This window comes from Snodgrassella sp. ESL0304 (assembly GCF_013344995.1).
Taxonomy (GTDB): domain Bacteria; phylum Pseudomonadota; class Gammaproteobacteria; order Burkholderiales; family Neisseriaceae; genus Snodgrassella; species Snodgrassella alvi.
Map to the genome: position 1 here is coordinate 272,514 of NZ_JAAEDR010000012.1, position 24,745 is coordinate 297,258.

Annotated in this window: 20 protein-coding genes and 2 tRNA genes; 8 read left to right on the forward strand and 14 right to left on the reverse strand. The window is 39.3% G+C overall.

What is annotated here, in order from left to right:
* Positions 1 to 21: 21 nt before the first annotated feature.
* Positions 22 to 2,355: a ribonuclease R gene (rnr, locus tag GYX91_RS04830; RefSeq protein ID WP_174830069.1), complete on the reverse strand. Its 2,334-nt coding sequence runs from the start codon at positions 2,353 to 2,355 to the stop codon at positions 22 to 24.
* A gap of 87 nt (positions 2,356 to 2,442) precedes the next feature.
* On the opposite strand from rnr, the gene GYX91_RS04835 reads away from it, so the two are divergent.
* Both GYX91_RS04835 and GYX91_RS04840 read left to right on the forward strand, forming a co-directional pair.
* Positions 2,443 to 2,529: transfer RNA gene (locus tag GYX91_RS04835), tRNA-Leu, on the forward strand.
* Between the two features lie 580 nt (positions 2,530 to 3,109).
* Positions 3,110 to 3,196, forward strand: a tRNA-Leu gene (locus GYX91_RS04840).
* A 191-nt stretch (positions 3,197 to 3,387) separates the two neighbouring features.
* On the opposite strand, the gene GYX91_RS04845 is transcribed toward GYX91_RS04840, so the two are convergent.
* From GYX91_RS04845 to yjgA, 7 genes are all read right to left on the reverse strand, one after another.
* Complete coding sequence (locus GYX91_RS04845; RefSeq protein ID WP_174830070.1) at positions 3,388 to 4,689, reverse strand: threonine/serine exporter ThrE family protein; 1,302 nt, start codon at positions 4,687 to 4,689, stop codon at positions 3,388 to 3,390.
* A 1,797-nt stretch (positions 4,690 to 6,486) separates the two neighbouring features.
* Entirely contained in the window at positions 6,487 to 8,085 is a 1,599-nt protein-coding gene (locus GYX91_RS04850) for a peptide chain release factor 3 (protein WP_174830071.1), read from the reverse strand.
* A 177-nt stretch (positions 8,086 to 8,262) separates the two neighbouring features.
* Entirely contained in the window at positions 8,263 to 9,135 is an 873-nt protein-coding gene (locus GYX91_RS04855; RefSeq protein WP_174830072.1) for a folate-binding protein YgfZ, read from the reverse strand.
* Positions 9,136 to 9,253: 118 nt separating this feature from the next.
* Positions 9,254 to 9,538, reverse strand: coding sequence for a DNA-binding transcriptional regulator (locus tag GYX91_RS04860; protein WP_025330612.1), 285 nt, complete (start codon positions 9,536 to 9,538; stop codon positions 9,254 to 9,256).
* 317 nt (positions 9,539 to 9,855) lie between these two features.
* Positions 9,856 to 10,632 (reverse strand): type I methionyl aminopeptidase, encoded by a 777-nt coding sequence (map, locus tag GYX91_RS04865; protein WP_025330613.1) that lies wholly within the window; start codon positions 10,630 to 10,632, stop codon positions 9,856 to 9,858.
* 51 nt (positions 10,633 to 10,683) lie between these two features.
* On the reverse strand, positions 10,684 to 11,472 hold the full coding sequence (trpC, locus tag GYX91_RS04870) for an indole-3-glycerol phosphate synthase TrpC (protein ID WP_174830073.1): 789 nt from the start codon (positions 11,470 to 11,472) through the stop codon (positions 10,684 to 10,686).
* Between the two features lie 84 nt (positions 11,473 to 11,556).
* Complete coding sequence (gene yjgA, locus GYX91_RS04875; protein WP_174830074.1) at positions 11,557 to 12,081, reverse strand: ribosome biogenesis factor YjgA; 525 nt, start codon at positions 12,079 to 12,081, stop codon at positions 11,557 to 11,559.
* A 117-nt stretch (positions 12,082 to 12,198) separates the two neighbouring features.
* Between yjgA and pmbA the strand changes: the two genes are divergently transcribed.
* From pmbA to GYX91_RS04890, 3 genes are all read left to right on the forward strand, one after another.
* Positions 12,199 to 13,557 carry a metalloprotease PmbA gene (gene pmbA / locus GYX91_RS04880; protein WP_238791319.1) on the forward strand — a complete coding sequence of 453 codons (1,359 nt, stop codon included), beginning with the start codon at positions 12,199 to 12,201 and terminating at the stop codon, positions 13,555 to 13,557.
* Positions 13,558 to 13,644: 87 nt separating this feature from the next.
* Entirely contained in the window at positions 13,645 to 14,133 is a 489-nt protein-coding gene (locus GYX91_RS04885) for a disulfide bond formation protein B (protein ID WP_037393462.1), read from the forward strand.
* A 53-nt stretch (positions 14,134 to 14,186) separates the two neighbouring features.
* Positions 14,187 to 15,434 (forward strand): DUF1615 domain-containing protein, encoded by a 1,248-nt coding sequence (locus GYX91_RS04890; protein WP_174830075.1) that lies wholly within the window; start codon positions 14,187 to 14,189, stop codon positions 15,432 to 15,434.
* A gap of 50 nt (positions 15,435 to 15,484) precedes the next feature.
* Here GYX91_RS04890 and GYX91_RS04895 read toward each other — a convergent pair whose 3' ends face one another.
* From GYX91_RS04895 to GYX91_RS04905, 3 genes are all read right to left on the reverse strand, one after another.
* Positions 15,485 to 17,389 (reverse strand): ATP-binding cassette domain-containing protein, encoded by a 1,905-nt coding sequence (locus GYX91_RS04895; protein WP_084565603.1) that lies wholly within the window; start codon positions 17,387 to 17,389, stop codon positions 15,485 to 15,487.
* Between the two features lie 96 nt (positions 17,390 to 17,485).
* Positions 17,486 to 17,992: a type IV pilin protein gene (locus tag GYX91_RS04900; RefSeq protein WP_174830076.1), complete on the reverse strand. Its 507-nt coding sequence runs from the start codon at positions 17,990 to 17,992 to the stop codon at positions 17,486 to 17,488.
* 337 nt (positions 17,993 to 18,329) lie between these two features.
* On the reverse strand, positions 18,330 to 19,643 hold the full coding sequence (locus tag GYX91_RS04905) for a homoserine dehydrogenase (protein ID WP_174830077.1): 1,314 nt from the start codon (positions 19,641 to 19,643) through the stop codon (positions 18,330 to 18,332).
* A gap of 146 nt (positions 19,644 to 19,789) precedes the next feature.
* On the opposite strand from GYX91_RS04905, the gene GYX91_RS04910 reads away from it, so the two are divergent.
* Complete coding sequence (locus GYX91_RS04910; RefSeq protein WP_174830078.1) at positions 19,790 to 20,167, forward strand: Mth938-like domain-containing protein; 378 nt, start codon at positions 19,790 to 19,792, stop codon at positions 20,165 to 20,167.
* A 128-nt stretch (positions 20,168 to 20,295) separates the two neighbouring features.
* Here the strand turns inward: GYX91_RS04910 and GYX91_RS04915 are convergent, their stop codons facing one another.
* The 3 genes from GYX91_RS04915 to rlmB are packed head-to-tail and all read right to left on the reverse strand — an operon-like array spanning position 20,296 to position 22,488.
* Positions 20,296 to 21,249, reverse strand: coding sequence for an SPFH domain-containing protein (locus GYX91_RS04915; RefSeq protein WP_037393457.1), 954 nt, complete (start codon positions 21,247 to 21,249; stop codon positions 20,296 to 20,298).
* 2 nt (positions 21,250 to 21,251) lie between these two features.
* Entirely contained in the window at positions 21,252 to 21,686 is a 435-nt protein-coding gene (locus tag GYX91_RS04920; RefSeq protein WP_025330624.1) for an NfeD family protein, read from the reverse strand.
* A gap of 58 nt (positions 21,687 to 21,744) precedes the next feature.
* The gene (gene rlmB / locus GYX91_RS04925) at positions 21,745 to 22,488 is read right to left on the reverse strand and encodes a 23S rRNA (guanosine(2251)-2'-O)-methyltransferase RlmB (protein ID WP_037393454.1); all 744 of its coding nucleotides are present in this window, start codon (positions 22,486 to 22,488) and stop codon (positions 21,745 to 21,747) included.
* Positions 22,489 to 22,869: 381 nt separating this feature from the next.
* Here rlmB and GYX91_RS04930 point away from each other — a divergent pair, with 381 nt between their 5' ends.
* Both GYX91_RS04930 and GYX91_RS04935 read left to right on the forward strand, forming a co-directional pair.
* A complete protein-coding gene (locus tag GYX91_RS04930) occupies positions 22,870 to 23,535 on the forward strand; it encodes a DUF421 domain-containing protein (protein ID WP_174830079.1) in 666 nt (221 codons plus the stop codon).
* Between the two features lie 129 nt (positions 23,536 to 23,664).
* Complete coding sequence (locus tag GYX91_RS04935; RefSeq protein WP_174830080.1) at positions 23,665 to 24,468, forward strand: squalene/phytoene synthase family protein; 804 nt, start codon at positions 23,665 to 23,667, stop codon at positions 24,466 to 24,468.
* Positions 24,469 to 24,745 lie beyond the last annotated feature (277 nt).

Genomic DNA, 24,745 nt, shown 5'->3' on the forward strand with positions numbered 1-24,745 from the left:
TTAATCAATTATAACGCAGCATCAGGACTTTTTACGGCCTGGTTTTTTGCGTGGACCATTACTACGTGACTTCTGAACGGCAACAGTTTTTGTTTTGTTTGACTTAGTTTTCTTACCGGGAGCTTTGCGCGGCTGTTTAACAGCGGCTTTAAGCTGTTTCTGAATATTTTGCGCATTATTTGTCCGGCGACGCTTACCACTATTCGTGCTAATCAGCACCAGATCAATCCGGCTCGTATCCAGATCCGCGCGAGCAACTTTGACTACAACTTTATCACCCAGCTTAAAGCGGATACCACTGCGCTCTCCGACAATGGCCAGCATTTCAGGATGATAATTAAAATAGTCTTCACCCAGATCGCTGATATGAACCATACCGTCAATATAAACATTATCTAAAGTAACAAACAAACCAAAATTTGCCATACCGGAAATCGTACCGGAAAAAACCTCACCGATTTTGTCCTGCATATAGTAAGTTTTAAGCCAGTTTTGCACATCGCGGCTGGCATTATCAGCTCTGCGTTCTGCCAGTGAACAATGCACACCGAGTTCAGACCACGACTTTGGCTGATATTGTTTGTGCTGTAAAATGGCCTTAATGGCTCTGTGAACAGTCAGATCAGGATAACGCCTGATTGGTGAAGTGAAATGTGTATATGCCGAATAGGCCAGACCAAAATGGCCAATATTTTGTGGTTCATAAACTGCCTGCTGCATTGAGCGTAACAGCATAATACTGATTACATTCTGATCAGGCCGTTCTTTGATTTTTTCGCTTAGTTCCGCATAATCTTTTGGAGTAGGGTTATTACCGCCATTTAGATGTAAACCAAGCAGCGATAATTGCTCACGCAAAGTATTCAGACGCTCACTGGTCGGACCGGCATGATTACGGTATAGAGCAGGATGTTTATGATGTTTGAGAAATTCTGCAGCACAGACATTCGCAGCCAGCATACATTCCTCAATCAGACGATGAGCTTCATTACGCTCAACCGGTATAATACGTTCAATTTTACCCTGCTGATTGAATAGCATCTGTGTTTCTACACTATCAAATTCCACAGCACCACGTTGTAGGCGTTTTTTCAGTAAAATCTGATATAGCCGGTATAAACTCAGTACATGTGTTTTCATCGGGTCATCAAACTGGTCATTACTAATCCAGTCCCATGCCTGTGTATAGGTAAGCCGTGCATGTGAGCGCATTATCGCCGGATAAAATTCATAACTTTTAATATTGCCTGCATAAGTAATCACCATATCGCATACCATGCACAGGCGATCTACATTCGGATTAAGGGAACAGATGCCATTAGATAAATTCTCCGGTAGCATCGGAATAACCCGCCGTGGAAAATAAACACTCGTAGCACGTTCCTGTGCATCCTGATCAATAGCATCATCAGGATGGACATAATGGCTAACATCAGCAATAGCAACGACCAGGCGGTAATTACGACCAATTTTTTCTGCATATACCGCATCATCAAAATCGCGTGCTGTTTCGCCATCAATAGTAATAAGCGGTAGCTCGCGCAGATCTTTTCGGTTTTTTCGCTCATCAGCTTTAACATGATCAGGTATTTTAGCGGCCTGAGCCATACAGGCCTGACTGAACTGATAGGGTAAATGATGTTTGCGTACTGCAATTTCAATTTCCATACCACTGTCAGCATAATCACCAAGAATTTCTGTAACACGAGCCACTGCTGCCTGAGTTGCATTCGGATAGGACTCAATTTTTGCTACCAGAACCTGACCGGCTTTAGCTTTACCCAAAGAGTCAGGCTGTAGCACAATACTTGCTCCCAGACGTTTATCTTCTGGCACCAGCATAGCTACACCATGTTCAATTGTGAGTCGTCCTACCACATTTTTATTAGCTCGTTCGATGACATCCAGCACCTGCCCTTCACGCCGCCCGCGACGGTCAGAACCAGCTGGTCTTACAGTGACAATATCTCCGTTCATTAACCCGCACATCTGGCGAGCGTAGAGAACAAAATCACTGCCGTCAGCAGGATTTAACGGTACAGCAAAACCAAAGTCATCTTTGTGTACTTCAATCCTGCATTTAACCAGTGCCAGTTTATTAGCTACACAAACGGCACCGCGGCGATTAATTAGAATCTGTCCGTCTCGTGCCATAGCATTTAAACGACGCTCAAAAAAAGCTATTTCTTCATTAGTAATATTAAGTTTCTGTGATAATTCAGTCATTTTGACCGGAATACCGACTTTATCTAAAACAGCAATAATCCATTCCCGGCTGGGTAAAGGATTGGAATAACGTTGTAATTCACGTTTTAAATATGGATCTTGATGGCGTAAATCTGATTTTTTTTTCATAGAGTATTGACAATCTCTTTAGAGAATATATAATGCACTTCCTCAGTTAAAGACATACTTTAACTGAAAGTTGCAATATATGCAAAAGCCCAGGTGGCGGAATTGGTAGACGCGCATGGTTCAGGTCCATGTGCCAGCAATGGTGTGGAAGTTCGAGTCTTCTCCTGGGCACCAAGTTATTTTCTTTATCTAGTAATAAACTTCAATCTTCAAAATTTCTTTTCATAAGCAATTCAGAATAGTTTTCACTGTAGACTTTCACAAAAGCTTATAAACCTTATAAATTTTGAATATCTGTATCTTAAAGATATACTTTCACATCGGCACAATTGTTTTAAATTAATGAAAATTATTATGACGGACTATATAGCGAGGGCTAAAGCTATAACGAAGTATACAAATATAAATAATTACATTAATTCCAACTTAAGAGAAGAGAAGGGTTCCTCGAACATGCTGATTTGAATAAACGTATTCATAATCGATTTTAGTTATTAGAGTGTAAAAAATAAATACCTTTAAATCTCATACTTAATTAAGAAACCTAAATAAGCTAAATTTGCTAAGAAATAAACTTGAATAAAAGCAATTTAGTAAAAAAGTGATTACACAATTAAGTCCAATTTTCTTTGCTGGAAAATACTTTTCTTTGATAATCAATAGATATAGTCTGATGTACTAGTAATACTGTTGACAATCTTAGCCAAAAATATATAATGCACAACTTCACAAGCACAACGGTGTTGGTGAATAAGCCCAGGTGGCGGAATTGGTAGACGCGCATGGTTCAGGTCCATGTGCCAGCAATGGTGTGGAAGTTCGAGTCTTCTCCTGGGCACCAGAATTCCAAAAAAAGATATCTAATATTTAGATATCTTTTTTTATTTTGTAAAACTTAAAATCACTAATAATCATTTTTTAGAGATTTGCAGATTAGCATAAAATTTGCATACTTAATCTGCATTTGACTTATTAATTCAAATATCAATTTATTTTGTATCAAGTATATAAATAATTTTCAAAATAAAAAAACTATTTATGTTCCGCAGCAGGGAGCTGATTAAATGCCCATTCTTTATCCGTGCATACCCGTGCGAGTACTAAGCCTAATGGTAAAGCCAAGACAATAAGCATCGCCTGTGCTCCCCAGTTAATAGCATTGATAATATCGTTTTGCTGTAAAAAATACATAGCGCGAAACATATAAATGCCGGGTACCATAATACAAACTGCCGGTACCGATAAAGCAATACGCGGACATTTACTATGGTGGCTAAAATAAAATGCACTGATACCGACAATAAAAGCTGCTATCAAAGAAGCTGCCTGAATAGGTATATTAGTCAGGTCTATCATTTCCAGCCGTAAAGTATTGGCATACATGCCGATAAAAGCAGTCATTAAAGCAGTTTTTACCGGACTGTTAAAAAGCAGGGAAAAACCAAGTACACCAAAAAAGCTGGCAATCAGACGAAAAAAAGCTGTCCATACTGGGTAAAGATTAGGTGAGAGCATAGCTTCCGGTGCCATATGAATTCCGGCTGCAACTACCCATGCGGCAAAAGTGGCGCAAAAAATTACAGTTATGGCATAACCTACACGCTGAATACCAGATGAAAAATCCAGTTTAGCTAAATCCAGCACTCCGGTTATCAAAGGAAAGCCGGGTATCAGAAACAGCATAGAAGCTATATAGCCTGCGGTGTGCTGAATATTTACTTTTAGCAAAAGATGGCTACCGCCAATAATCAGAAAATACACACTAGAAGCGACAGCTGCTGCCAGCATGGTGACAACAAACTGATTCAGATGTTTATGTAAAAGGGTTTTTCTTAGCGCCTGGCCAAAACCAGAGGCAAAAAATACACCCAGCATTTCAATCAAACCACCACCGATTAAAAAAGTAAAAGATGAACACGCAACCGCAGCAAACAAAGCTGACTGTCGTAAACTATATAGAGCTGGGTGATTTTCAATTTCTGACAAAGATTTATCAAGAAAGCGAATCAGCTCGCTTTCACTCATTTGCTGATAACGGGCCTGTGTTTCTATCAGCAGAGTTTCAAGCAATTGGATATTATTAGTGTTAATTCCAACTCCTTGAATTGTGGTAACCTCAGTTTTAAATTGTTTCCCATTACGGCAGGTAGAGTTGATTTCAGTAAGCGTAATATGTGCCTGATTTTCCACGCCGAGCATATAAGCGACATGACGCATTGACTGCTTAATGCGATAACTACCGGTACCTGCTGCCAGACAAATTTTACCAACGCGTAAAACCAGATCCGATTTGATATTTAACTGAAGCTCATCAGAAGAAAGAGGCAAAGACATAATACTTTTTTTATAAAAATAGTAGGCTAGTATTATAACGCTTGTAAGTAGATGTTGCTTAATAAGAAATATTATTTAATTCACTTCCTGGCTACCGTAGCAAATGAATATATTCGGCTTCTCAGATTTAATTATCTTCTAAAAAATAATTATTAAAATATATCTCTTAGTCAATTAGTTCTAAGATAATCAACCCCATGATATACGTTATATATTATTAATTGAGCTTTTCAGGTTTAATTTCTAGGTATTTTGTAAATAAACAGTTGAATGCTGCTTAAATTAATCAAAGATGTACAGCATCAAGTAAAGAAAATAATAGGTAATATAGCATATAAATATGCTATTTACATAAATATTGAATTTATGATAATAAAAAATTGTGTGTTTTATAATAATTCTCAGGTAATTTATATGATGATATGGTTATGCAAATCAGGAAAAGGAAGACATGTAAATATGATGAAATTATGATCGTATAAAAATTTAACAGAGCTATTAAAAAGAAAAGATGAAAAAGTTAATTTTTTGAAAAGGGATCAAAATAATGAAGAAAATTTTATTATTCATATTAACATTTATAAGTAACAATGCTTTTAGTAAAATCAGTTTAATTGATGAGATGCTTAATAATCTAGATAATAAAATACAAGCTAATTATATTATTATAAATCAATTATCTGAAATTATTTTAAAAAAGAGATATTGATATTTATCAGCAGGAATGGGAAAAAGAAGTTAATAAAAAATGTAATTGGGTCTATTCTAATATTGATATTTATTTATTTGGTCAGGAAGATAAATTTAGTTATCCATTATGTTTACTGAATGAACAAAATGCTATGATTAATGAATTAATTTTACTAATATTCCAGAACAAAAACAGTACAATATTTATTTTAATTTATTAACGGAAAAATATGCTTTAAAGTTTTGTAGTTCACTTTATCCTTCAACTGGTATTAAAGAATGTATAAACCGATTTCTGTTGACTCAATATATTCCCGAAGAATATGGATTTAAACTTACAGTGGATAGGGGTTATTTGTATGATTCCCCCAATTTATCTGATAAAACAAGAATATATTTGGTTAGAGGAGATCAGATAAAATTATTAAGTTATAAAAATAATTTTTATAAAATCGAATATACATCAAAAGAAAATAAGATAATAAAAAAATGGCTTCACTGCTCTGCTATTAATGCTTGTATTTCAGATTAATGATACAAAAAATTTTAATTATGAATTTATAACCGACTTAATATTCAGTAACTTAAATCAAAGAGAACATAATGTCTATGTTTAATTGAGATTTGATAAGATAATTAAATAAAATTGAATAAAGTAAAATTCAAGAAAAAAATTATGTAGCAAAATATTAAGCAAAACAAAATCAGCAATTTATAATCAAAAAATCATAAAAAACACTTCTGCAAATAAAAATTTTTTGAATCAAATAGGTGTTAGCAGATAAAAAAAGCCAATTTTATTATTAGATTATAGTGGGTAAGTAGGTAATTTAATTAAGTTAGCAGCGATTTTACAATATTTACAGCATGTATAAATGTATATGCTTTGTTCACCTCACAATAAAACATTTTTATACTTACTGCTACTTTTAAGTAATTTAGAGTTACAAAGTTATATACTGGGGTATGGTATTTCTCTTAATAAAATTCGCAGATATATTATGTATTCAGAGTAGAAATAAATTGATTTAAATTAATATTAGATGTTTCTAAAAAGTAAGCAGCTTTTCCTCTAAGGAATAAGCTGCTTTTGTTTAAACAGAAAATCTATTGATTAATCTGTGCTGTTAGTTCGCGGGTTTCATGAAAACGAATATCCGGCCAGCGTTCTTCTGTCAGAGACAGGTTTACACGGTTGGGAGCCAGATAGGTTAGGTTACCACCTGCATCTGTAGCAAGATTAAGTATGTTGGCTTTTTCAAATTCAGCCAGTTTTTTTCGGTCAGAGCAGGATACCCAGCGTGCTGACCAGATGCTGACAGATTCAAATACGGCATCAACGCCATATTCGTTGGCGAGACGGGCAGTAACCACTTCAAACTGCAATACACCTACAGCACCGAGTATTAGATCGCCGCCATTGTGGGGTCTGAATACCTGTACTGCACCTTCTTCACCAAGTTGTTGTAATCCTTTTTGCAGCTGTTTCATTTTCAGCGGATTTTTAATTCTCACAGCACGAAACAGTTCCGGTGCAAAAAACGGGATGCCGGTAAAGGTGAGGCGTTCTCCTTCGGTGAAGCTGTCGCCAATCTGGATGTTACCGTGATTAGGGATACCGATAATATCACCGGCAAAAGCCTCTTCAACCAGTTCACGGGTATGTGACATGAAAGTGACAACACTGGATGCAGCAATGTCTCGGTTAAGACGTAGGTGTTTGATTTTCATGCCCCGGGTAAATTCACCGGAACACACGCGTAAAAAAGCAATACGGTCGCGATGCTTGGCGTCCATATTGGCCTGTATTTTGAATACAAAACCGGAAAATTTGTTTTCAGTTGGTTCGACCACACGCTCAAGTGTTTCTCTGGGCTGCGGAGACGGTGCCCAGTCAATCAATGCATTGAGGATTTCCTGAATACCGAAATTATTGATAGCTGAACCAAAGAAGACAGGTGTCAGCTCGCCACGCAAAAATGCGTCTAAATCAAATTCATTTGAAGCAGCCTGCACGAGCTCAATTTCTTCGCGCAGTTGCTGAATTTCAATCGGAAACAGCTCATCCAGTCGGGAATTATTGATACCTTTGATTACATCAAATTCATGTGGCAGCTTCTCGCCACCGGCTTCAAAGAGGTAAATCTCATCATTCAGGATGTGATAGACACCTTTGAAATTTTTTCCCATACCAATCGGCCAGGTAATCGGAGCGCAGCGGATGTGCAGTATGTTTTCAACTTCATCGAGCAGTTCAAGTGAGTCGCGAACTTCGCGGTCATATTTGTTCATGAAGGTAACAATCGGTGTGTCACGCAGGCGACAAACATTTAAAAGTTTGATTGTTTGTGCTTCTACGCCTTTGGCAGCATCGATAACCATCAAGGCACTGTCAACGGCAGTGAGTACGCGATAAGTATCTTCAGAAAAATCTTCGTGGCCGGGTGTATCAAGCAGGTTAACAACATGTTGACGATAATCAAACTGCATCACAGATGAGGCTACGGAAATACCACGCTGTTTTTCGATTTCCATCCAGTCTGATGTGGCAAATTTACCGGATTTTTTTCCTTTTACTGTACCTGCAGAGAGGATAGCTCCTGAAAACAATAGCAGTTTTTCTGTTAGGGTGGTTTTACCGGCATCCGGATGGGAAATAATCGCAAATGTGCGGCGTCGTGCCGCTTCCTGGGCAATCTGACTCATGATTTTTATATTCTGAAAACAATAAAAACAAGACGGCTGTGGCCGTCTTGTAAAGAGATACGTATTGTAGCACAGGTTGATATGAAATCTGTTAATTGGATATTTTAGTGCTGTTAATCATAATTTTTTATGAATATAAATTTTGTTTATCGGCTGTTTACCTGTGATTTAAACCGGTTAGTCATTAGCTGTAGAAAAAAAGCATTTTTTTATTATTAAAACTTGGTTGTTACATTTTAGCTGCGCCTGGGCAGCATTGTGTTTAATAACAGCCAGTGCCAGTGAAACTGAGTCTTTTTGTACCTGATTGATAATCAGCCCTGCTTCTTCATTGTTGCTATCATATATGCTGTCTCCGTCGGAAAGCGGGGTAGTACTTTCAATAAGTACCAAGCCGCGTTTTACCTGACCGCGGTACTGGGCGCGAGCGATAATTTCCTGTCCTGGATAACATCCTTTTTTAAAATGCACGGCACCGATAAGCTGCTGATTGAGCATTTGTGCTACACATGTTTCTGTGGTGGCTGCACTAATCCATGGATTGCCGCAGGTAATTTCATGAGTTTTCCATGCTAGGGCATTTTCTGTATTCAGTGGTGGTAGTTGATCGATTTTGTCGATACTGACCAAAGAGTGATCTGGCAGTTGTATATGCCAGATCTGATTTGTCATTGTTGCTGATAAAACGTATTGAGGTTGTTCTGGTGTATTTGATACAGGAATATCATTTGGTAAACAAACTGCTACACCCCATTCAGGTAAGGTTTCTAATTTTACTTTGCTGCGCAAAATGTACATTTGCAATTTTTTCTGTAGTGTTTCACACAGATCGGCTGCAGCAATCAGAATAATATCGTCTCCTCTGTTAAGTAGAAGCATATTGGTGATGACACGGCCTTTAGCTGTGTTGTAAGTTGCCAGACATGCCTGTCTTTCTGCAAGATGATTAATGTCATTTGAAAGTTGATTATGCAAAAATGTAGTGCGATCTTCACCGCTAACCCGAATAAGGCCGAAAAAGGGCATCAGGGTAGATGCTGTGTGTGTCATGTATAAATCCTAATTAATCGTTTTGCTTATTATAAGGTTGGAATTTTTAATATACAAAATAAAAGCTCCGTCCAGAGAAGGTACGGAGCTTTGATAAGGGGCTAATGAGCAGAGAGGATCATTTTCCTTCTACTTTGGCTTTAAGCTGCTGATACATATCAGGGTGCTCAGTTTTAAGCAGTTCAGCCACTTCCATGTTTACGCGATTAAGTTTGCTTAATTCCAATTGTTCAACATGTACCAGACGAACCAGTTCACGAACTGGCTTCGGGATATTACGACCTGCTTCATAACGGGAACCGCCAGACTGAGTAACGCCAACCTGACTCCAGAACTCAATCTGATTCAGACCAAGTTTTTTACGGATTTCGCGCACATTGTTAATAGGCTTGAATGCTTTCATGATTTTTATACCTTAAAAAGCGAGTTGTCTATGTTTAGTTGAATTAATTAATATGGTCATTCACAGATAATTATTTATTTTGATAAAAATTTATCAATAAATGTTATGAAAAATGTTTTACCATTATGCATAATTATCTATGGACATCAATATTATCACAATTGTTTTTACATTCAATACAATATTGCTATTGTTTTATTAAAATGCGGTATAACAGGATAATACAAATTTATTTTAATTAATCTAAATTAAGATTTATTGCCTTATATCAGATATTCGTGCAGCTTAAATGTAAAGTTATGATATTTTAAAGTGAATTAAGGTTTGCCTGTTAATGGGCTGACTGTGAGTATTTCATAGCCATCATCAGTAACCAATACCTCGTGTTCCCATTGTGCAGAGAGTTTGTGGTCTTTGGTTACAACAGTCCATCCGTCACCTAATATACGCAAATGACGTTTACCTTGATTAACCATTGGTTCAATTGTAAATATCATACCGGGTTGCAATTTTAATCCTGTATGACGACGACCATAATGCAACACTTGTGGTTCTTCATGGAATCCGCGTCCAACTCCATGTCCGCAAAATTCCTGCACCATGGAGTAACCTGCATTTTCTGCCACTTGCTGGCAGGCGTAACCTATATCCCCAAGTGTCGCGCCCGGTTTAACTACAGAAATACCAGCCATCATACTCTGGTGAGTGATGTTAATGAGACGGCGTGCCTGAGGACTGATTTCTCCGACTGCATACATGCGGCTTGAGTCGCCATGAAAACCATCTTTGATAATGGTGACATCAATATTTAATATATCGCCGTTTTTTAGTGGTTTATCATCAGGTATGCCGTGACAGATTACATGGTTAACAGAAGTACAGCATGACTTGGGAAATGGCGGGTTGCCATAGCCTAACGGGGCAGGATAGCCGCCCTGAACATTGATATGATAATCGTGAATCAGACGATCAATTTCATTGGTGGTGATTCCCGGTTTGATAAACTGGCCTATGTAGTCAAGAGCTTCGGCAGCTAGCCGGCCAGCAACACGCATTGCAGCAATTTCTTCTGCGTTCTTAATAATCACGGCCATGATTTTTCCTTTTAGGGTAATTAAAACAATTCAGTTAATGTGTACAATAATTTAAGCATTGACCAGTAAACTTAGTTCATCAGCAATGTTTTGTTTACGCATAAGGCTTTCACCGATAAGAAAAGTGTTAACCTGATGCTGTTGCATCATATGAATATCGTTTGTGGTGAAAATACCACTTTCTGTCACAATAGTTTTTCCGGTTAATGCAGGCAGAAGTTTGATAGTTTGTTGTAAATCTACTTCGAAAGTACGCAGATTACGATTGTTTACTCCCCATAGCGGGGTACGCATATTAATGCATTTTTCAAGCTCGTCTTCGTTATGAATTTCGAGTAATACAGTCATACCCAGCTCGTGAGCAATGGCTTCATATTCGGTTAACTGGGTACGGCTTAATGCCGCTGCAATAAGTAAGATTGCATCTGCATTGTATGCCCGGGACTGGTATACCTGATAGACATCTATGATGAAATCTTTGCGCAGTACCGGCAGATTGCAGGCATTGCGTGCGAGATTCAGATAGCCAAGGTTACCCTGAAAATAGTTTTTGTCTGTTAATACAGACATGCAGGCTGCGCCACCAAGCTGATAATCTCTGGCAATTTTTTCTGGAGAAAAATCAGGACGAATCAGTCCTTTAGACGGGCTGGCTTTTTTAACTTCGGCAATAATGGCAGCTTTTCCCTGATGATGTTTTGTATGTATTGCTTCAAGAAAAGGGCGCGCAGGGGCCTGGTCATAGGCTTTTGCAAGTACTTCAGCCAGTGATTCAGCCGTTTTGGCTGTAACCATTTCGGTTTTTTTTGTGGCAATAATTTTATTTAAGATATCACTCATGGTTTTTTTGTCCGGAGTTACATGCTGAAGCTGAATTAATGAAAAAAGTGAAAGGTGAATTGTGTAAAGAGAGAGAAGTAATGTTCAGGATACTGTATCTTCACTAATTTCCGTTTTCAATACCTGAAAAATAGCCCGGAAAGCTTTTGGTGGCTTTCCTGCAGCCTGTTCCTTACGGGCATTGCGGATTAATGTACGCAGATTGTTGATATCAATATGCGGATAACGGCTGATAATTTCAGTGAGGCTGCTGTCATCGGAAATTAAACGATCACGCAGATTTTCCAGCCGTTGTAAGTAAGCATTATGTGCGCTGTTTTCACCTTTGAGGCGAGCCAGATAATCACTGATTGGTTTGGTATCGGTTTCGCGCATGAGACGACCGATAAACTGAGCTTGACGTTTCAGTGCGCTGTTGGAGGTAATTTTCTGGTAGCTTAATACTGCCTGTAATAAATCCTCTGACAAATTTATTTTTTTCAGTGTATCAGCAGACAGTTTAGTTAGCTCCATACCTAATTGCTGCAAATCATTCATTTGCTTTTTCAATTGGGTTTTACTTACCCATTCTTCGTCTGCACGGGACTGACTGTCTGTATTACTGTTCATATATGTATGTGTTACGTGTATATCGAAATTTCAAGTATCTATTTTAGCAAAAAATCCATATCATTTCAGTTGACATGTATGTTTAACTGCTGCCAGTGCTGAATTCAGCATGTTAGAATGCAGGCTTCTTCGCATGAGAGTAGATTAATGTTTCATCATAGTGCCGATCAGTTACAGGAGCTGTGCCAGCAGGCAATAAATAAAGCCAGAAAGCAGGGAGCCAGTTCTGTTGAAATTGATATCAGTGAATCTGCGGGTCAGAATGTACAGGTACGCCAGCAGAATGTCGAACATATTGAGTATCAGCAGGATAAATCTCTGGATGTAACTGTTTATGTGGGACAGGCTAAAGGGCGTGCAAGTACTGCTGATTTTAGTAATAAGGCAATTGACGAAGTCATCGGAGCAGCTTTGAATATTGCCCGTTTTACTGCTCAGGATGATTGCGCCGGTTTGGCAGATGCGGCATTACTGGCAATGGAATTCGGTGATACAGAATCTTTTTTCCCTTGGCGGCTGTCTGCTGATGAAGCAATTGAGATTGGTAAAAAAACCGAACAGGCAGCACTTGATACGGATGAGCGTATCAAAAACTCCGAAGGAGCAGAAGTACAGACTGATCATTATCAGTTTGTATATGCCAACAGTAATGATTTTTGTGCTTATCAGCGCGGCAGCAGACACAGTATTTCCTGTAGTGTGGTGGCTGCGGACGCTTCCGGAATGCAGCGTGATTATTGGTACGATTTAGCGCGTGATGCACGAGATCTTGCCGATGCTGAAATTATCGGACAGACAGCGGCAACACGTACAGTACGGCGTTTGGATAGCAGGTCTGTGGCTACAGGAAAATATCCGGTAATTTTTGATACTACTATAGCCGGTAGTCTAATTGGTCATCTGGTAGGTGCACTGAGTGGTAGTGCGTTATACCGGCAAACCAGTTTTCTGGTAGATAGCCTTGGTAAACAGATTATGGCGCCCTGGGTATGTCTTACAGAGAAACCACATGTGAAAAAAGCGCTTGCCAGTACATATTTTGATGCTGAGGGTGTAGCCACACATGAACGTACTGTTATCAATGAAGGCTCTGTTGCGGGTTATTTTCTTGGTAGCTACAGTGCGCGTAAGTTAGGTATGCGCACTACTGGAAATGCAGGTGGTGTTCATAATTTATATCTTAATCATACCCATGCCAGTCAGGACGATTTATTGAAAACAATGGGAACCGGTTTATTGGTTACTGAGTTGATGGGGCAGGGTGTAAATGCTATTACTGGTGACTATTCGCGAGGTGCGGCAGGTTTCTGGGTAGAAAACGGAGTGATTGCCTATCCGGTAGAGGGTATTACAATCGCTTCACGTTTACAGGAAATGTTTATGGCGATGGTTGGTGCAGCAGATGATGCGTTAAAGCGCAGTACGCATAAAGTTGGATCTATTCTGATAGATAATATGACTATTGCTGGTGCCTGAAACGTAAATGATTATGGGAATTTGTTTGATTAATAGACGGGCAGAAAGTAGAAATGTTTGGTAACTGTCTGCTTAAAAGGATTGAAAATGAGCTTCCGTAAAGCATTGTGGTGTGTATTTTTTCTGGCTGTACTTTGTGCAGCTGGTTCTTTTGTTGGTCAGTATGTTCTGGGTATGAACCCGTGTGTGCTGTGTATTGTTCAGCGTGTTGCGGTTATTGCCACAGCGCTTCTGGCATTTTTGTGTGCCTGCTGTCCTAATCGCAACTGTATTGAGCGGGTGATAAATGCTATTGTGGTCAGTCTGGCACCCATAGGCGGACTGGGTGTAGCTATATATCAGATATATATTCAGCATCTGCCATTGATGGATCAGCCATCTTGCGGTGCACCGTGGACTTTCCGTCTGCGTGATGCGCCATTGTTTCATTGGTATGAACCAATTATTCGCGGTACAGGTAATTGTGGTGAGGTTCAGAAAATTTTACTGATACCTTTACCAATATGGAGTGCTTTATTTTTTACAGCTGTATTGATTTGGGTCTGGGTATGGTTTTGGCGAAGCCGTAAGGGCTAAAACCGGGCTGTGTTTCTTGCTGAAAACAGATTTGTTCGAATGAATGCTATGGTATGAATGCTAGATTTTTACTGAAGACTATTAGTCATATAACACTGGCCGGGTTTCTGCTATACAGCCTGTCTGCATGTAAGGACAGTGGCGGATGGTATGGCGGTAATGATGATTCACCGGATGACAGCAGCAGAATTTTAAATCAGCCTTCTCAGATAAGCAGACTAATACCTGCTCGTGTAAAAGAACGAGATGCGTGGGCTGTGGATATCAGCCGGATAATGGATGAGCTGAAAATCAGTAAAACACAGGAAAATGTATGTAGTGTAATTGCCGTTGTAGATCAGGAGTCTAATTTTGTTGCTAATCCAACTGTTCCGGATCTTGGTAATAAAGCAATTAAAGCTTTTCAGACAGAAGTGCCGCAAAAATTTGTCAGACAGTTCGGACCTGCTCTGGGACCGGCAGTTTCACGCTATTTTACTTCAGTACTGGTTAATGAACCCAGCAAAGAAAACAGTTTCCTGATACAGATGCGGACGGTTAAAACCGAACAGCAGCTGGATTTAATTTACCGGCAGATATTTGCTTATGTTTCAAAGCAATTTTATGCAGATTCAATTACCAATGCCGCAGCTAAATTTATGGGAAAAGATATCGGAGAAGATAATAATCCGATTACAACAATTGGTTCAATGCAGGTATCAGTAAAATACGCACGTGAACATCAACGTGATAATGCTCCGGTAAATGAATTACGTGATTATATGTATACACGTGAAGGTGGTTTATATTATGGTATTCACCGGCTAATGAAGTATCCGGCAGCTTATGATAATGCTCAATATCGTTTTGCTGATTATAATTCCGGCATGTATTCCAGCCGTAATGCGGCTTTTCAGCAAGATATAAATAAACTGCTTAATACAAATATGGCTCTGGATGGAGATTTATTACTGTATGATAAAGATGATAAGGCACAATCAATGCCAAGTCAGACTGAAACTGCACTGAATCAGTTATTTGCCGATCATGGTATGCCAATGAAACCGGAGCAGATACGTGCAGATTTATTACAGGAAAAACAGGCAGAATTTGAAAATACATCCACCTATCAGAATGTAATTACTTTATATAAGCAACAGTTCGGTAAGAATCCGCCATATGCCATTATGCCGCAGGTTGTAATTAGCGGACCAAAGTTAAGCAAAGATTATAATACCAACTGGTATGCTACCAATGTCACACGTCGTTATGAAACTTGTATGCGACATGGTGGCGGGACCGGACGCCATCGTAAAAGATAAATTCAAACACAAAAAAGCCAGTATATGAATATACTGGCTTTTTTATTGGATTAGCCCTGATTTTTTTGTTTTGCTTCAAGGATTTCCCAACGTTCAAGTTTTTCCAGCAGCAGCTCTTCAATTTCAGCAATACGTGTTTGCCATTCAGTTGCCAGTTTATAGTCATTTTTGAATATTTCCGGATCGGAAAGTTTATTATTCAGCTCTTGTTGTTCTGCTTCGAGAGCAGCAAGCTCATCGGGTAAGCTGGCGAGTTCACGTTGTTCGTTGTAGGAAAGTTTATCGTTGCGTCGGCTTTTTTGCCGGTTTTTATCAGGATTAATGGTATTTTTGCTTGTTGTGGGCGCTGGTGTTAGTAAGCTTTGTTCACGTTTTTGGGCGTCAATATAATCCTGATAACCGCCTATGTATTCTTTTAACTGACCATTACCTTTGAAAACTATGGATTGAGTAACTACATTATCCAAAAAAGTACGATCGTGGCTGACAAGAAATACGGTGCCGTTATAATCCCGCAATAACTCTTCCAGTAATTCCTGCGTATCGATATCCAAATCATTTGTTGGTTCATCAAGTACCAGAATATTCGCCGGACGAGTGAATAGTTTGGCCAGTAATAACCGGTTGCGCTCGCCACCAGAAAGTGATTTGACTTCACTACGAACTCTGGCCGGAGAAAACAGAAATTCTTCAAGATAACCAATTACGTGTTTACGCTGGCCGCCAATATCAATGTAATCATTACCCTGACCTATAGTATCAAAAACAGTATCGTTTTCATTTAATGCACTACGAAACTGATCGAAATAGGCAACTTCCTGACGTGAGCCCAGCCGAATTTTGCCTGAGGTTGGCTGCAATTCACCTAAAATCAATTTTAAAAAGGTGGTTTTGCCAACACCATTTGATCCTATCAGACCGATTTTGTCACCGCGCTGAATAACACAAGAGAAATCACGCATAATAAGGTGTTCACCATAAGCAAATCCGGCGTGTTCAAGCTCTGCTATAATTTTCCCACTGGCTTCACCACGATTTAAATTAAAGCTGACCTGACCCTGCACCTCACGACGTGCAGCACGTTCGCGGCGTAGTTGTTCCAGTCGTTTAACCCGCCCCTGGTTACGTGTGCGGCGTGCTTCAATTCCTTTGCGAATCCATGCTTCTTCCTGAGCATGAAATTTATCAAAAAGCCGGTTATGTTCAGCTTCAACAGCCAGTTCCTGTGCTTTTTTTTCACTATAAGCACTAAAACTTCCCGGGTAACTACGTAAATGTCCGCGGTCTAATTCGATGATACGTGTAGCTACACGATCCAGAAAGCGTCGGTCATGTGTTACGACAATCAGGCTGCCGGCAAAATTGCCTAGCAGATTTTCCATCCATTCTATCGCTTCAATATCCAGATGGTTGGTTGGTTCATCCAATAACAGGATATCAGGTTTTTGTACCCATGCCTGAGCCAGAGCAACGCGCTTTTTCTGACCACCGCTTAAATTGCCAATCAATTCGTTTTCCGGCAGTTGTAATTCACTTAAGGTTTGTGCAATTAAGGCATCAAATTGCCAGCCGTTACGGTTTTCCAGCTCATTTTGTAATTCAGTTAACCGATTCAGACTGGCTTCATCACCTATATTCTGGCTGAGCTCATGATACTCACGTAACAGATTTTGCAGTTCACCCAATCCTTGGGCTATGGTGTCAAATACAGTGGTCTGAGGGTCAAAAAAAGACTCCTGCGGAACATACACAACTTTTTGGTTGTTTTGGATGGTCAACAATCCGTCATCCAGTTTCTGTACCCGGGCCAGAATTTTCAGTAATGTGGATTTCCCGGCACCATTGCGACCAATAAAGCCTATTTTTTCACCTGCATCCATTTGCAGAGATGCATGATCCAGTAAGGGGTGGTGACCTACAGCAAAGCAGGCATTATCGAGTGACAGAATACTCATGATTAAAACGGATATGTTCTGATATCAATTATGAAAACGAGTGTATTGTATCAGTTTAACAGTTAATATGTTGCTATTGTCCTGTATATAGAATAATTAAAAAATCCGGCATTTTTTGTCTGGCTGACCTTTACCATCAAAAAAATGATTTTCTTCATCGCAGCGGCTGGTACTGCTTTGACAGATAAATATTCTGCCATCCTGATTTAGTTTGATAATTCGGGGTTCAGCTTCAGTATTAATGGCTACAGCTTTAAGTGTGAAGTGCTCTTCGCGAGCAAAAGTCGGGTTCCCTTGTATACGAAAACAAAAATGCTGATTTTTACTGACAGGTAATTCAGGCCAGTTGTGCTTGTTTTGTTTATAACTTAGATGTTTCTGATAATGTACAGCAAGAAATTGACTATTAATCAGCAGTGCCGCCTTCGCCTGATTTAATCGTGCCTGTAACTGATGCTGACGATAATATGGATAAGCTATAACGGTTAATATGATGATAACAGCCAGAGTAACCAGAAGCTGAAGCATGCTGTAGCCCTGTATATTTTTGCGGGTAGACTGCGGATGATGTCTGACTGATAACTGATGGAATATACGAACCATTATGGAATAAAAACAATCAATCTTTCGGTATAATATTATATATGAATATATTTATTTTGTATATTTTATTCATTTAAATGATGAATTAATTGTAAATTATTGAAATTTTATAAATGCATTATATAAATATGATTGGCTTAATTATTTTATGCATATTCAATTATTATATGTTCGGAAATAATAATCTGATATTGAGAATTAAATTACTTTTGTCGATATTGTAAAAAAAAAATTTTTATTTTTACAAACGGTACAGCTAACTTTGTGCTGACTTCTGTAACGACAATAAAAAAACGGGCAAATAATGCCCGTTTCAGAAACATGATCAGTGATGGAATTATCTAGGATGTAAGCTTTCCATCCGAATCATGGTAACTGGGGATAACACCCGTGGTAATGCCTGAATTCTGGCCATTGACTGTTTGATAAAACGTTCTTTGGTTGAATGTGTCAGGATAACAATTTCGGCAGATTCCTTATTAATCATACCTTTTTGGATGAGAGCCTCAATAGAAATATTTTCTGCAGCAAGAATATTCGCAATTTCTCCCAGCACACCCGGTTCATCGCAGGCAGATACACGCAGATAATAACTGCTGGTGATTTCATCCATTGGCAGAATGGAGATATTTTGTAATGAATTAGACTGAAAAGCCAGATAGGGAACCCGGTAGCTGGCTTCAGCATTCTGTAATCGAGTTACATCAATAATATCAGCCATTACCGCACTGGCAGTTGGGCCGGCACCAGCACCAGCACCATAATAGAGTGTCTGCCCAATCATATCTGCCTGAACAGATACAGCATTCATAACTCCTTCTACTTTTGCCAGTAATCGGCTTTCAGGGATTAAAGTAGGGTGTACACGCAGCTCGATACCTTGCGGTGTTTTGCGGGTAATACCAAGTAATTTAATGCGATAGCCTAGTTCCTCAGCATAACAGATGTCCAGACTCTCCAGATGACTGATGCCTTCCAGATAACATTGGCTAAAATTAATCGGGGTTCCGAATGCTAGTGCGGAAATAATACTTAATTTATGACCGGCATCATGACCTTCAATATCGAATGTAGGATCGGCTTCTGCATAACCTAGTTCTTGTGCTTGTTTTAATGCTTCCGGAAAGGTACTGCCTCGGGTACGCATTTCACTCAGAATAAAATTACTGGTGCCATTGATAATGCCGGCAATAGATTCGATATGGTTGGCAGCCAGCCCCTCACGTAAAGCTTTAATAATGGGAATACCGCCGGCAACTGCAGCTTCATACATCACCATTACATTGTGTTCAGAAGCCAGTCGGAAAATTTCGTTACCGTACTCTGCCAGTAGTTTTTTATTGGCCGTAACGATGTGTTTTCCGTTTTTGATTGCCTGAATCACAGCGTCTTTAGCTATTGTTGTACCGCCAATCAGTTCTACCACAACATCAACATCAGTTGCATTTACTACTTCAAATACATCATCACTAACAAAAGTGCTGTTACCGCATATTTCCTGGGTACGTTCAATATTACGACTTGCTGCACGGGTAATAATTAATTCGCGACCGAGCCGGCGGGTAATTTCATCCGCATTATTCTGTAATAACTTGACGGTACCACCACCTACTGTGCCGACGCCCAGCAAGCCTATACGCAGAGGCTGCATGTTTACTCCTTCAAATAGACAAATTTAATTTATGGACTGCCTGATACTTGCAATTTTACGTGAATAATCTACTATGCTAGCCGAAAACTACTTTTTTGACTACTACAGCCATAGTATGTTGTGTGGTTATGCATGAGGAAATTTTAATGCAAATTGAAGAAATCCGGGATAAACAAGGATTATGGATTGAGGAAGTTGATACCGGAAAAATTACTGTAAACGGCCGGCAATATACTCAACCTGTATGTATTACTGCTGATAAGGTGCTCACACTGGATAAGCAAGCAGCCAGTGAGTTAACCATTGATGATTTTACTCAGGCTTTACAGTTTAAGCCTGAAGTGATTTTAATCGGTACCGGAAATCATCATGTGTTTATTCATCCGCGTCTGACTTCACAATTAGTCGCAAAAGGAATCGGTGTAGAAAGTATGTCTACAGCTGCTGCTTGCCGTACTTTTATGGTATTGCGCAGTGAAGGCCGCAGTGTCTGGGCATGGTTGTGGCCGTTAACAGAAGAGTAGTATGTATTTAAATATATTGCTTTTAAAAAGAATAATTTAGAAATAATCAGTATCAGGGTTAAGGATAAAAAATCAGGCTGCCGGTATCATTAACCGGAACCTGATTTTTTAATAGTTACGTAAGTTATTTATTTAACTGCTGTGTTGTTCTGACCTTTGATAATGCTCATGCCAGCACTTACCAGACTACCAATATCTGCAACATTAGCAGGCATAATCAGAGTGTTATTGGTTTTTGCCAGTTTAGCAAAAGCATCTACGTATTGTTCAGCCACTTTCAGATTCACAGCTTCTGTACCGCCCGGTTCTTTTACTGCGGCAGCTACCTGACGAATTGCTTCCGCGGTCGCCTGTGCAACCAGACGCAAAGCTTCAGCTTCACCTTCGGCGCGATTAATCTGTGCTACTTTGGCACCCTGAGATTCATTGATAGAAGCTTGAGCTTCACCTTGTGACTTCTGAATTTCAGCTTCACGCTGACCGGCCGCCAGATTAATCTGTTCCTGCTTGATCCCTTCAGACTGAGCAATACGTGCGCGTTTTTCCCGTTCAGCTGTAATCTGAGCCTGCATTGAGCGCAGAATTTCCTGAGGCGGAACCAAATCTTTGATTTCATAGCGCAATACTTTAACGCCCCATGAAACCGCTGCTTCATCCAATGAGGCAACCACGGTATGGTTAATATCATCACGTTCTTCAAAAGTTTTATCCAGTTCCATACGACCAATAACTGAACGTAATGTTGTTTGTGCCAGTTGGGTAATGGCAACTACAAAGTTACTGGAGCCATAGGATGCAAGTTTAGGATCAGTTACCTGAAAATAGATAATACCATCCACTGTAAGCTGTGTATTATCGCGGGTAATACAAACCTGACTGGGTACATCCAGTGGTATTTCCTTTAAAGTATGTTTATAAGCGACACGATCGATAATCGGAATAATAAAATTAAGACCGGCTACCAGAGTAGCGTGATAGCGGCCTAAACGTTCAACAATATAGACTTCCTGCTGAGGTACAACTTTAAATGCCATGCAGATAAATGCAACAATGGCGGCGAGAAAAATAAAAGTCAGAATCATGATTATTCCTGCTGAGTAGAAGGGGCTTGAGAAGTAATATTTAAAATATTGCCTTGATGGCTGATGATTTGAGCACTGTCACCGGATTTTGCGTCAGTCGGATGATTAAAACGAGCCTGCCAGATAGTGCCCCGATAATGTACCTGCCATAATCCGTCGGGTAGGAGCTGAGTAAGTATCACTGTCTGACCGTAGTCCGGATCATCAGTTGGTTTTGCCATGTTTTCACGCGGATGTTTATTTTGCCAGGCACGTACGATGGTAATACCCAGAATAGAAAAAACTATTGCAATAACAGCATTGACGCTCTCACTGGTTTTCAGCAGCCATTCAGCCAGACCGGCACTTAGTAATGAGGCACTGATTACCAGCATATAAAAAGTGCCGCTAAACATTTCCAATACAAACAGAACCAAAGCTGCAATACACCAAATCATCAGTATCTCCTTAACTTTATAATATTTAACAGAAATGTGTTTTATTGTAAAGCCGACTTCAGGCAGATAGTATCCGTTGCCTACGGGTTTCGCTCAGAACGATACCAGTGCTGACAGAAACATTCAGGCTTTCAACGGTTCCGAACATGGGAATGGATACCAGTGTATCACACAGATCTCGTGTTAAACGGCGCATGCCATTACCTTCTGCACCCATTACCCATGCTACTGCTTCCGGGGCCGTAAAGTGATATAAGTCATCACTACCGTTCATATCAGTACCGATAATCCAGATACCGCGCTTTTTCAATTCACGAATGGTGCGTGCCAGATTTGTTACTGTAATATAAGGTACTGTTTCAGCAGCACCACAGGCTACTTTACTTACGGTAGCATTTAATCCGACACTTTTATCTTTGGGTGCAATTACCGCGTGAACTCCCATAACATCTGCAACACGCAAACAGGCTCCAAGATTATGCGGATCTGTAATGCCGTCAAGAATCAGCAATAACGGTGGTTCATTCAAATTTTCAAGTACATCTTCTATGTCTACATGTTGTCTGGAAGCATCGATAAAGCCCACTACACCCTGATGGCGGGCATGTTTACTCAAAGTATCGAGCCGTGCCTGATCTGCGCTGATAATGCGCACATTTTCTGCTTCAGCTTTATTTAATACTTCGCGCATACGGGCATCATGTTTACCCTCCAGTACATAAAGTTCAATTATGCTGTCCGGGTTTTGCCATAAACGGGCATTAACTGCGTGAAAGCCAATGATGAGGCGCTGATTTGACATGTATATTTCATTTAGTGAGTAAAGAAACCGATTATAACGGAAATTAGTGTACTAATCTGATTATACCGAATAAATATCATTCTTCTTTTAAAAATGTAATTGTGATGTAATTTTCCTGATAAAAGAAATAAATACCGTTGACAGGTAATTAAATTTTTCGCTCAGGGTTAAGACGGTATCAGTTACATCCTGATAAAAAATTATTGCTTGTAAAATGTTATCTTTATCATTTATTTAAAATAAAGCAGATTAAAATAAAGTATCTTAATGTTCATTTTCAGAGTTTATGAATAAAGTTAAGAATGATGCTTGTATGAGGGGAATGAACTCTGACCGGTGATAGCTGGTCGGGAATTTAACTTTAATACAGGAAAAATTCTTATGGAATATTATTTATGGGTGCTGGCTAAGTTTCTTGTTGGTTTTATTATTGTCATTCTGCATTTGAATGTAACAGGTAAAACGCAGTTGAATCAGATGACACCGGTAGATTTTATTGGAAACTTTGTACTTGGCGGTATTATCGGTGGGGTGATTTATAATCAGGATATTCCGATTTGTCAGTATATTATTGTGTTGTTAATCGGTGTTTGCCTTATTTCATTATTAAACTGGGTATGCAAGCATGTTAGCTTTATCCGAATGTTTGCTATTGGTGAACCGATTCCGATTATGAAAGACGGACATTTTTTGATGGATAATATTCTGCGTAAAAAGAATAAGATTGATATTCTTAATGTGGCTTCACTTTTGCATGCTCAGGGTATTACTTCGTTTCAGGAAGTCAGTTATGCACAGATTGAGCCCAGTGGTTCGCTGACGGTATTAACTGATAAAGGCAAATATCCTTCATTAATTTTATTTAAGGAAGGAGAGGTGCGTACAACGGAATTGCATCGGATAAATAAGGATGAGAAGTGGCTGGAGCAAAAAATTCAGCAGCAGCACCTGACAGAAGATGATTTATTTCTGGTTGAATTCTGGAATAATAGTTTAAATTTTGTACTTCGTAACGGCGAAGTAAAAAAAGATACGCTAAAAAGTTAATTTTTATTGCAGATTAGTGGCTGGAGAAATATCTGGAAAAGGTTACAATACTGTTTTAGGTTAATTTAATTTATTGCTGTGCAGCCACTCGAATATTGTCTTCAGAAAATTTGCCATAGCAGGAATGCTATGGCTTTTCGTTTTCCTTTTCTTTCCTCGGTGCAGCGTCATGCACTGATAGCTTTGTATGCTTTGCAGCAAGAATTAAATGATGTAGCAGAAGATTGTTCTGATGCTAATGTGGCTTTGACAACACTGCGATGGTGGGAGCAACAACTAGATAAGCTGTATAACTCTGATTCTGTTCCTGAACATCCTTTATTACAGGCTTTAAAACCATTTATTACCCGATATTCTTTACCATTGGCTGAAATACTGGCTTTGCCTGATGCACTTCGTACGCAATTAACTCAGGCTAGATTTCAGAATATGGAACAGTTATGCCATTATAGTAAACAGGCAGGGATGGTGCAGGGGCGTTTAACAAGCAGAGTTCTGGGGTTCAGTGCAGAACAAACTTTGGATTTTGCCGATAAAGTGGGTGAAATATGTCAGCTAGTGACGATTTACTCACGGATTGGTGCGGATACAAGGCTGGGAAAGCTGTATATTCCAGTAGAGTTATTACAGCAATTTAATGTTCCGGCTCATTTGGTACTTAACCGACACGGTGGAGTTGAATTTACGGCATTGATGAACGCATGGCTTGCTACATTAAAACAGCAGTTTAATTCTGCTCTTGCTTTGCTGCCCTCCGCAGATAACCGCAGGCAGCGCCCCAGTCTGGCCATGCTCTCAGTAGTCTGGGCTCAGCTTAATGAAATTGAGCAGGACGGTCTACAGAATATCATGCAATATCAGCTGGTCGTACCGCGACCGCGTCAGCAAAGGTTATTCTGGAAAACATGGTTGTGTGGTTTTCGGCCGGTATAGATTAAAAAATGTGAAGCAGAGTGTTTTCTAAGAAAAGTGTGATATGGCGAGTATTATGAGTTATAAGAACTATTTTTGTAATTGAATTATATTTTTAAAATTTTATTGCTTAAATAAATAAAATATTGAAATTATATTTCAATGTAAAAGCGTATGTCTGAGCAATTTTAATTACGCAGTAAGGCTGGTTTTTTGTATAATTTATGCCATCATCTGCTTACTTGTGCAGGTGTAAGCAATTTTATTGCTAAATTGTTTCCGGATTAATCCTGTGCTG